At 34.0% G+C, this 8008-nt stretch carries 9 protein-coding genes, 1 pseudogene and 1 other annotated feature; of the genes and pseudogenes, 1 reads left to right on the top strand and 9 read right to left on the bottom strand.

Translation table 11 applies throughout. The features are described 5' to 3' along the window. Positions 1-233 precede the first annotated feature (233 nt). The 8 genes and pseudogenes from ACIFOT_RS32390 to ACIFOT_RS32355 all read right to left on the bottom strand — a co-directional run bounded on the left by ACIFOT_RS32390 (position 234) and on the right by ACIFOT_RS32355 (position 6521). Positions 234-1025, bottom strand: a complete 792-nt coding sequence (locus tag ACIFOT_RS32390; RefSeq protein ID WP_430073100.1) for a lipid II flippase Amj family protein — start codon at positions 1023-1025, stop codon at positions 234-236. A gap of 166 nt (positions 1026-1191) precedes the next feature. After that, positions 1192-1512 (bottom strand): helix-turn-helix domain-containing protein, encoded by a 321-nt coding sequence (locus ACIFOT_RS32385; RefSeq protein WP_430073097.1) that lies wholly within the window; start codon positions 1510-1512, stop codon positions 1192-1194. Between the two features lie 199 nt (positions 1513-1711). Beyond that, positions 1712-3346 (bottom strand): methionine--tRNA ligase, encoded by a 1635-nt coding sequence (gene metG / locus ACIFOT_RS32380; RefSeq protein WP_430073095.1) that lies wholly within the window; start codon positions 3344-3346, stop codon positions 1712-1714. Positions 3347-3410: 64 nt separating this feature from the next. After that, positions 3411-3688, bottom strand: a binding site (T-box leader). A gap of 126 nt (positions 3689-3814) precedes the next feature. Further along, complete coding sequence (locus ACIFOT_RS32375) at positions 3815-4312, bottom strand: GNAT family N-acetyltransferase (protein WP_430073092.1); 498 nt, start codon at positions 4310-4312, stop codon at positions 3815-3817. Between the two features lie 207 nt (positions 4313-4519). Beyond that, entirely contained in the window at positions 4520-4942 is a 423-nt protein-coding gene (locus ACIFOT_RS32370) for a hypothetical protein (protein WP_430073090.1), read from the bottom strand. A 251-nt stretch (positions 4943-5193) separates the two neighbouring features. Next, a complete protein-coding gene (locus ACIFOT_RS32365) occupies positions 5194-5769 on the bottom strand; it encodes a dihydrofolate reductase family protein (RefSeq protein ID WP_430073087.1) in 576 nt (191 codons plus the stop codon). Positions 5770-5991: 222 nt separating this feature from the next. Then, positions 5992-6144, bottom strand: a pseudogene (locus ACIFOT_RS32360) (DapH/DapD/GlmU-related protein); the annotation flags it as partial. A 146-nt stretch (positions 6145-6290) separates the two neighbouring features. Continuing rightward, entirely contained in the window at positions 6291-6521 is a 231-nt protein-coding gene (locus ACIFOT_RS32355) for a maltose acetyltransferase domain-containing protein (protein WP_430073084.1), read from the bottom strand. A 388-nt stretch (positions 6522-6909) separates the two neighbouring features. On the opposite strand from ACIFOT_RS32355, the gene ACIFOT_RS32350 reads away from it, so the two are divergent. Next, entirely contained in the window at positions 6910-7077 is a 168-nt protein-coding gene (locus ACIFOT_RS32350) for a hypothetical protein (RefSeq protein WP_430073081.1), read from the top strand. Positions 7078-7436: 359 nt separating this feature from the next. Here ACIFOT_RS32350 and ACIFOT_RS32345 read toward each other — a convergent pair whose 3' ends face one another. After that, positions 7437-7928, bottom strand: coding sequence for a DinB family protein (locus ACIFOT_RS32345; protein WP_430073103.1), 492 nt, complete (start codon positions 7926-7928; stop codon positions 7437-7439). Between the last annotated feature and the right edge of the window lie 80 nt (positions 7929-8008).

Raw genomic sequence — 8008 nt, 5'->3', positions numbered from 1 at the left:
CCTGGCACACTAAGAAAAGCTGACAAATTGACAGCTCTAATCATAATTCCTACACCAGATAGTGTAAGAACAAGTCTTCACAATAAGGTTCGGAGGTTTTTGTTTACTAATAATAAGGTTCGTAATTATGACGGTCATTTCTATCTAAAGTATCTTTGATAGAGTGTCATCGTTATTAGGGAAACAATATAATAGCGTCAAGTGGTAAGAATAAAGCAAAAGCCTTCTAAACTTTATGCATAGAAGAAAGCGATAATTCGTGCAGCTGGATAAATTAGCAATTGTCCCAGAAGTGTACCAATAAGTTTTGTTCCTATTAACATAATTACTAGAGCTTTAACATCTCCATACGGTCGTTTCCCCCTAAGTGCTAGATCAGTTATAATAGCAGATTGAGGATCAACCAACAGAGTTAATAGAATTGTTGCAATACCGTTTATCATTCCCGATGAAGCTGACGCAGCCAAACGAAATTTTTCGTCTACAAAGAAAGCTGCGTAATAAGCAGCTATTACCCCAATGGTATATATGGCTGTAATGATCGTATTAAGAATTAAAAATCTTTTTGGTATTTCTCGAAATCTTAAACTTAAAATCATATTTTTTCTAGGCCTAGTAGTATTTTTAACTATTCTTTTTATATTATTAATACTTAAAGCTTCTACTATGATAGAAGGTACTGATCCTTTTTCTTCAAGCTTATCTACAGCTTTTGAAAATAACTTTAAAAAAGTTGGGATTAACACAATTCCTGCAATAGTACCAACAGTCGCAGATAAAATTACAAGTCTAATATCAGATAAAGGATCATGATGTTTTAATATACTTATTCCAATAAGTCCACCCACTAAAGGAGCTTGGAACATATTTGCTGTCCTAGATACTAAAACAAAAATATTAAATAATGATATAGAAAGTGCGAATTTCCCGCTTTTTACAGAGTTAAGTCTGACTGAATAAGCCAATGTGTCAATTAAATGTACTATTAAAGTCAAAATTGTTAGTTCAAGCAAATGCATAGTCATATCGAGTACCCTCATCTATTCTAATAATACACCACTAAATTATAATATTTTTTACATTTTATAGGAATTTTAACTATTTTATATAAACTTGCTTGATCTTAAACTCTTGCACCCGTTACTTGAAAAAGGAATGTATATCCATAGTTCATTTAATATTTAAGTTTATTTATTGAACAACAGTAAGTTCTACGTTTTGAAGCCATTTGTCTATTGCTGTTTTTGGGTAATAATCTGTTTTATCAATTTTTATATGCGGGATTTCACTGGTAAAACTGTCTTCACCATTGGATATTTCTGTTAACTTTTGAACTTCCTCTGGACTTATACCTAAATAATTGGCTACCTCTGATTTTGTTAGCAATTGGTGCTGAGTTTCTTTTATTTTATTGGCTTTTTTACCACTTAAACTGTCTGAAATTAACCAACACCCAATAACAAAACACACTGCGAAACAAAAAATTGAAAGTGCAATTAAGTTATTTTTCATATGTTCGCCCCTTTATCTATTTTTACATATATATATTCTTCAACTTTCTTAATAAAGCCTTCTTGAAGTAACCTGCCCCGTTACTTGAATAAGAAAAATGCCTTGCTTACTAAAGCAAAGCCACTTTTAGTTTAAGTGTAATCTTACACATTCTCTATAAAGGTTGTTATTTTTATCTAAATAAATATAATTCTTTTATTTAAAAAGTTTGGTGGTTTAATCTTTCAAGCTCTTCTTCAATTCTTACTAGGTCTATTCGTTCAAACAATGGTTCTACTTTTGACAGATGCTGCGATTTAACAAAAAACGCACTCCAATCGGTTTTTGTTATATTTATCATTTCCTTTACCTTTTCGCTTGAAAAAGGAAGGAATGGAGTAAGGATATGAGCTAAATTTGCAATTAGATAAACACAATCTGCAAGTGTTTGTTTACAAGCCTCGGTATCATCCTTTATTTGTTTCCAAGGTTGTTGTTCATCAAAGTATTTGTTCGAGAATCTAACAAGCTCAAATACTTTTTCCAATCCTTGTTTGAAGGAAGTAGTTTCAATGCAATAACCCACCTCTTTATATAAACGATTAACTTTATCCTGGATATTCGAAGTTATTTCTTTTTCAGGGATTACCCCTTCAAATGACTTTTCAATAATTTTCAAAGTCCGATTAACGAAGTTTCCATAAGCCCCTAATAACTCGCTATTATGGCTATAAATGAACTCTTTCCAAGAAAAATCAGCATCTCGGTTCTCTGGTGCATTGATTGTTAAGAAATACCTAATAGAATCTGGTTCGTATCTTTCTATTATATCTGGAACCCAAACAGCCCAATTTTTACTTGTAGATAATTTTTTCTTTTCCAAAGTCAAATACTCGTTAGAAACAATATGCGTTGGCAATGGTTCTTTTCCAAGACCAGCAAGAATTCCAGCCCATATAATCGAATGGAAAGGGATATTATCTTTTCCGTGAACATAATAAGATTGAGCGTAAGTATTCCAAAACGTTGAGTCGTCATTATTTGTTTCCTTCGCCCATAGTTTACTTGCTGTATAGTATCCTGATACAGCCTCAATCCAAACATAGATTTTCTTATCTTCATATCCGGCAACTGGAACACTTACCCCAATAGGCAAATCCCTCGAAACAGCTCTATCTTGCAATCCTTCCTTTAAATAGCGTTTCGTAAGAGAAATAGCATTTTCCCTCCATAGGTTCTTGTCTTCAGCTTCTTGAGTATAGTTTTCCAAGATATTTTGGAAAGAGCTTAAAGAAAAGTAAAAATGCTCTGTGAACCTTGTTGTAGGCGGATTCCCGCATATTTTACATTTTCTATCAAGCAATTCAAGTGGCTCTAACACGCTTGAACAAGCATCACATTGGTCGCCACGAGCATTTGCACCACAATGAGGACAAATCCCCTCAACATAACGATCAGGTAAAAATTGTTGATCATACTCACAATAGGATTGTTCAATATCCTTTTTATAGATGTATCCTTTATTAAGCAACTCTAAAAATATCTCTTGTACGATTTTATGGTGATGGGTTGTGTCTGTTCTTGTATAGGTATCATATGTGAATCCTAATCTTGCAAAACAATCTGCAAATTCCTGGTGATAACGGTCCGCAATCGCTTTTGGCGTTACACCTTCTTGTTTGGCCCTAATTGTAATAGGCGTTCCATTACAATCGCTTCCCGAAACATATAAAACTTTTTCTCCCTTTAAACGGTAATATCTCGCAAGAATATCGCCAGGTAACAAACTTGAAATATGACCTAAATGTAATGAGCCGTTCGCATAAGCCCAAGCCCCACCAATAAAAATACTCATTAATAAAAACCTCCCGATAGGATATTAATTTTGAAAACAAAAAAACCTCGCCTTAACTGTAATAGTTAAGGACGAGGTTTGAATTTCCACGTGGTACCACCTTAATTTGCAAATAGCTCACACTATTTGCCTCAACAAGTACGGAGTATTATTAAATGCTACTCTTATACTGTGACATTGATAACGGGCGCAAAATCCCGTCGTATCCTACTAATACAAAAAGTACGTTCAGTACGAAGCTCAGAGACCATTGTTCAAATGAACGTTTTTGCTTCTTTTCAGCTACCGAAGCTCTCTGGTGAAAAACAATATCATTTTACTTTTTCTCTTCATTGCCTATATTTAATAATTATCAATAGTTTATTCAATAATTTTCCAGAAGTCAACCTAAATAATCCGAAATATTTTTTTTTAGAAATACATTGGGACACTATGCCACTTTGCCCATTGTGACCTAACAGAAATAAATTAGGAAATTTCGAAATACTGGTAAATTACCTTTATGTCATCCTCAATCTCTTCTTTTTCGAATACATCTATTCCTTTAGATTCATAGATATTTTTCCAGAATTTTATTGCTTTTATGTTATTTACTACCTGACCAACCGCATACCTTCCTGGATACATTTCAAATAACCTATCACAAGCTAGCCTTCCAAACCCTTTTCTTCTGTATTTCTTTATAATAAAAAATGAATTTATTATATATTCGGCACGCTCTGGATTTGTAAATGGTCCACTTTGCAACAAAATAAATCCTACTGGTTTCTCATCAAACATTAGAAAAAACGGTGTAAGTCCCTCTTTTTCAAAAAACCAATCTAAAACATCAAATTCAAACAATCCGTTTTCAGGATTCAAATCAATTGTGCTATTAAATTCAGATAGATCGTGTAAAAATAATGTTAGTAAGTTTTTTAATACTTCTTTTCTTTCAGAATCAACCCTATCAATGAGTAATTCCATTCATTTCTCCACCTTTAGGCTAAAAATCTTAAAGACATTCACACATTTACATTCTCCTTCAATCACAATAACTCCTTTTTCACTAATCTGACCGAAAGTTCAATAACAAAAAGGGATCGCCGCAGCAACCCCATCTTTCACATAAGCACCCAGCCAGTTTAATAAGCAGTACCATTAAATTAAACTAAAATGCCATGCTAAATCCATTCAACTCATTTTTGAAGTATTGATAGAAAAATCATTTTTTTTCTTAAATAGCATTCTTAGAACACTCAAAATAACTAAATAAGTATAAACTGGAATAAATATAGAGATTAGAGCATTCATGTCTAAATGAAATCCAGTCATCAACAAGCCTGCTAATGTGTAAGTACCAATTTGGATGAAGTATTTAGCTTTTTCTATATTACTAAACACTTTCCTCGTAGCAATAAAATCTGCGACAAATGTAGTTGGCATAAAGTAAATAATCATGTAATAGTATGGAACCGCTATATAAAAACCTCGATTTGCCAAATTTTCTTCTGCAAAAAATTCAGGAGTAAAGATATGCATAAATGGTAATTGAATTATTAATGCAATAGGAGCAGATAGTATAATAGCTAGTAAGATTTTTAGAATATATTTCATTTAATGGTTCTCCCCGTTTTTTTATGCCACTTCTACATTAACCTTGAAATAAAGCAACTTCAATGTTTAATTAACAAAACATTTATTATTCAACTATCCTGCCCGTTATCACAATAAGAAAATTCATTTCCGCAGCAATCCCAGTCTTAAACTCTCGAACAGCATAATTATAGTCGAAAAACAAAAGTGCACCTTGATTGGCAGCACCATTTTTAGCTCTAACACCCGAAAGATGATTTAGTTATTAATTTTCACTTTAAATTCTCATTAAGATGATAACATAATTGAACAACACCTGAAGAAAACCTTTTTGTTTCAACCAATTTTAGATTCACGCGCTGCTTTATGTCAATAAACAAGGGTTTACCTTCTCCCAAAATAATAGGGTGAACAGATAATCTAAATTCATCAACAAGCCCTAGATTTAAAAAGGTTGTAATAAGACTTGCCCCACCATAAAGCCAAATATCTTTTCCAGGCTTATTCTTTAATTTAATTACTTCTTCCACAATATTTTCATTTATAAATGTTACGTTATTTTTTGACTTTTTTTGTGTTTTGGAAAACACATATTTCTCTTTACTATGTACCGATTCCCAAATTTCTTTTTCTGTATCAGAAACTTCAATATCAGGGGTGTACTTCCCCCATAAATCATAACTTTTTCTTCCATAAAAAATAGTATCAATATGATTTAAGAAATTATCGAAGTCCATATCGGAGTCCATAATACACCAGTCTACTTCCCCTTTTGGGCCCTCAATAAATCCATCTAACGTAACTGCTAAATCTAAAAGTATTTTTCTTGGTCTTTCGTTATTAAACACAGTTTTTCCCTCCTTATACATTGATAATATCCACTAGTTTTTGTAAAATCTCAACCAATTTTTTCAGCATTATCTTTTAGTTTAGATTACTAATGTACTTTAACAAACGTGCCCGTTAATGAAAAAAAGGGGTGACGCAGCGTTTTCCATCTTTAACTATTGCAACCCTTTAGTTTAAGTACATATTTTCACAATCTTTTTTGCGGAATAAGAACTTTATATGTTTTTCAGTATCTTTGCAGGATTTCCCACCACTATTGAATTAGTAGGTACATCTTTTGTAACAACAGAACCGGCTGCAATAATTGAATTATTACCAATAGTGATTCCAGGTAAGATAACACAACTGACACCAATCCAGACATCATTTCCTATCTTTATTGGAATCGCATAACCACTCTTATTCCTATCTTTAGGTTCAATTGAATGACCAGCCGTATATAGCCCACATTAGGACCAATCATACAATTGTCACCAATCCTTACTTCTTCCATATCTAATATCGTACAGTTATATCCAGCTTAGAAATTATCTCCAACGTGAATGTTGTATCCTAAGTCACAATGGAAATTATGTTCAATACTTGGATTAACTCCTACACTTTCAAACAATTCCTTAATAATTTCCTCTTTCCTTTTTGAATCTTCGACTGGACAATTGTTAAATTCTTGAACAAGTTTATGGGAAAGCATATTCTTTATTCTTAATTCTTCGGTGCCTCGTTCGTAATAAATTTTCTCTTTATTTTCCATATTTAATCCCCTTTCTTCAGGTATTAATAAGATACCACATTTTCTTCATGTAACCTGCCACGTTAGTGCAACAAGAAAATAGGATCGCCGCAGCAACCCTTTCTTAAACTCATGCACCCGTTACTTTAAGTGAAATGTTTTACAATATTTTCTCTTATATAAACACAAATCTTTTTATGGTCATTTCCTTTCTCCTCCATTTGCACGGGTGAAATGAACCAAGCAGCAAAAGACATTTATTAACGTGAACTTGGTAAGCTGATTTTTCATAATTTATTTTCATTTTTCTTCTTTTATTTTGGATATTTCACCTGACTACATACCTTGTAAAAACAAGAATAAGAAGAGGGGCCGGGTACAAACTACTCTAAAAAGGAGAGTGTATATCATGGATGAAAAGGGCTTAAAACAGAACGCTAGTAATACTTTACGAACGAATAAACAGAAAACTTCAGATATAATCACAAGTATTGATGAGATGAAAAAAGAGCATGAACCAGAGTATGTCTTTTTATATTGGGATGAATTAAGAGAGAATCCTGAGAAGAGAAAATGAAATAGGTATTGGATAGGATTATACTAAAATAAAGCAATTCTCCTTATAGAGAATTGCTTTCAATCTGCAAAATTGGAAGTGGGATATTCAAGTAATGCACCCGTTTGTTTAAGTATATTTTTTCACAATATTGTCGAGCGCGTCGGACCATCCGTCGAACACGTACTGATCGCCGGGGTGACCGGCAAATCCGCGCAGGTGGAAAATCATCTCAGTGCGGTCGCCGTGTGCGCTGAGGGTTAGGGTCTAGTGCAGGCGTTTTCTCCGTTGCCGACATTTCGTCAAATAGCTCGACAAATATTTGATGTAATTCGTGATATATAGGGCCCCACGTCTCGAACTGCAAGTAATTTTTTGCCCTATTCAAAAGAGCGGCGCGATGGCCAAGAGCCTTGCAACTTACGGATCAGGATAATTTGGCCCGTATGATAAGCGTCATGGAGAATGAGGCTGTTCAGCCACTCGTCTAATGGACGATTAGTAACAAGAGCATGCAATTGGTCTACGTTTAAATTCGTAATACGCTCACGGATGCCAAGATGGACGCTTTTTAGCCTATTTTGCGTAGCTTCCCAATCGCTCTCCGTTTTCGAAGCTACTGCGAACGTATCGTCATTCGTCAACCCTTCCGGATACTGCGATTCCTCACCGGTAATTCTTTTGAGTAACCGTTCCTTGTAAAATATCAAATGCTCAACTGTCTCCCAAATCGTGTTCGCATGCTCGCCAGCCGGGCGCCAATCTGCTTGCTCCGCCGTAAGCGCTTTGAGTGCGTCAGCGAGCGGCGGATACCAATCTTCTTTATCGTAGCAAAAATCCCAGTTTTGAAGTAACGATTCCGTTCTGTTCATTCCAAATCCTCCTAAGCGCGTATTAACCATCTAAACATATATTTTACCATAAAAATTCTAATTCCTTCTTCAACTGATAT

The sequence above is a fragment of the Neobacillus sp. NRS-1170 genome (genome assembly GCF_050468025.1).
The sequence above is the reverse complement of the archived record's forward strand: the minus strand, read 5'-3'. Positions and strand labels throughout refer to the sequence as shown.